Source organism: Bradyrhizobium sp. (assembly GCF_019242285.1).
In the GTDB taxonomy this organism is placed as follows: domain Bacteria; phylum Pseudomonadota; class Alphaproteobacteria; order Rhizobiales; family Xanthobacteraceae; genus Bradyrhizobium.
Genome location: NZ_JAFAVV010000286.1, coordinates 1 through 2,028, shown reverse-complemented (window position 1 = coordinate 2,028; position 2,028 = coordinate 1). Strand labels below are relative to the sequence as shown.

At 69.7% G+C, this 2,028-nt stretch carries 1 protein-coding gene; it reads left to right on the top strand.

Annotation, left to right across the window (positions count from 1 at the left end; translation table 11 throughout):
• The first annotated feature begins 249 nt into the window (after positions 1–249).
• On the top strand, positions 250–1,902 hold the full coding sequence (locus JOY90_RS10955) for an IS1182 family transposase (RefSeq protein ID WP_291691155.1): 1,653 nt from the start codon (positions 250–252) through the stop codon (positions 1,900–1,902).
• Positions 1,903–2,028 lie beyond the last annotated feature (126 nt).

Here is a 2,028-nt window from a genome sequence, read left to right as displayed (position 1 = left end):
ACCCCTACGGCACCTTCCAGCTCGACATGAGCGCCCGCCTGCCCCTCGATCCGCCTATGCCGCCAGCCACCGCAGGCCAGCTATCGCTGCACGGCGTCTGACAGTCCGGGATCAGCCGCTACTTTGCATCTGATGGCACGAATGTCGACACTGGTGGCGAATTCGCCGGCTTAGCGATCTCCCGGTCGTGACGGCGGGTTCGGGCGTGCGGGCCGATGATGCGGCCCCGTCGTTTCGGAGGCCGATGCCATGTCGCTGCGCCCGCAAGCCCCGCCCGCTGTGCCCGAGGAGACCCGCCGCGTCGCGCGAGCGGCGTTTCCCAAGGGCACGCTCTGCCTGCGCATCGCCGACGCGCTCGGCCCGGTCTACCAGGACGGCCAGTTCGCAGCCCACTTCCCCCGCCGCGGCCAGCCCGCCGCAGCACCGGGCCGGCTGGCGCTGGCGACCGTGCTGCAGTTCGTCGAGAACCTGTCCGACCGCGAGGCGGCCGACGCCGTGCGGGGCCGGATCGACTGGAAATACGCGCTCGGGCTCACTCTCAGTGACCCGGGGTTCGACCACACGGTGCTGAGCGAGTTCCGCACGCGCCTGGTCGCGGGCGGCGCTGAGCGTCTCCTGCTCGACACCTTGCTGCAGCGCCTGCAGGAGCAGGGCCTGGTCAAGGCGCGTGGACGCCAGCGCACGGACAGCACCCACGTACTTGCCGCCGTGCGCATGCTGAACCGGCTCGAGCGCGTCGGCGAGACACTGCGGGCAGCGCTGAACGAGTTGGCCACGGTCGCGCCGGAGTGGCTGCAGGCGCTCGCCCCGCCCGACTGGTACGAGCGGTATGGCCGCAGGGTGGAGAACTACCGCCTGCCCAAGACCGAGGCGGCGCGCGCGGCACTCGCCGCCGAGATCGGCGCCGACGGCCAGTTCCTACTGGATGCGATCGACGCCGCCACGGAGCAGCCGGAGCTGGTGCGGTTGCCCAAGGTGGCGATCCTGCGCCAGGTCTGGGCGGCACAGTATGCCGAAGAGACGGGACGGCTGCGCTGGCGCGAAACCGACGAGTTGCCGCCCTGCGCCGAGCAGGTCTGCTCGCCCTACGACCCGGACGCCCGCTACAGCACGAAGCGGGAAGCGGACTGGATCGGTTACAAGGCACAGCTGACCGAAACGTGCGACCCGGCCTGCGCGGGGCCGCACCTCATCATCAACGTCGAGACGACACCCGCGACGACACCGGACGACAACATGGTCGCGGTTGTGCACGCGTCGCTGGAGCGGCGCGGCCTGTTGCCGTCAGAGCACCTGGTGGACAAAGGCTACACCGACTCGCACGTGCTGGTAGGAAGCCAGCGACGCTACGATATCAGCATTATTGGTCCGGTTGCCAATGACCCGAGCTGGCAGGCACGCGAAGGCGGGCTGACCAAGGCCGCGTTCCGGGTGGACTGGGAGCGCAAGGTGGTGACCTGCCCGGCGGGCCACGAGAGCATCTCCTGGCTGCCGAACACTTGGCCCAAGAACGGCATGATATGGGAGGCGCGCTTCGCGCGGCGGGACTGCACGCCGTGCCCGCTGCGCCCGCGTTGCACCCGGGCCAAGCGCGAGCCGCGCATCATCGGCCTGCAGGCGCGCGAGCACTTCGAGGCGCTGCAAGGCGCGCGCCGGCACCAAGAGACCGAGGCATTTCGGGCGAGCTACGTCGCGCGTGCCGGCATCGAGGGTACCCACGCTCAGGCCATCAGCCGCTGCGGCTTGCGCCGCTCCCGCTACATCGGCCTGGCCAAGACGCACCTCCAGCACGTCATCACGGCCGCGGCCGTCAACCTGGTCCGGGTCACGGAATGGCTCGCCGGCACCCCCGTGGCGAGAACACGCGTTTCGCGCTTCGCCGCGCTCCGGCCCGCAGCTTGAACCGCCGCCGAATTCGCCACCAGTGTCGCCATTCATGTCACCGGATGCAAAGTAGTGGTCAAACGATCTGAGCCGGCTCAGCGCGGTGGCGTTTGACGATATCGGCCACGGTGTTCTTGCTGAGGC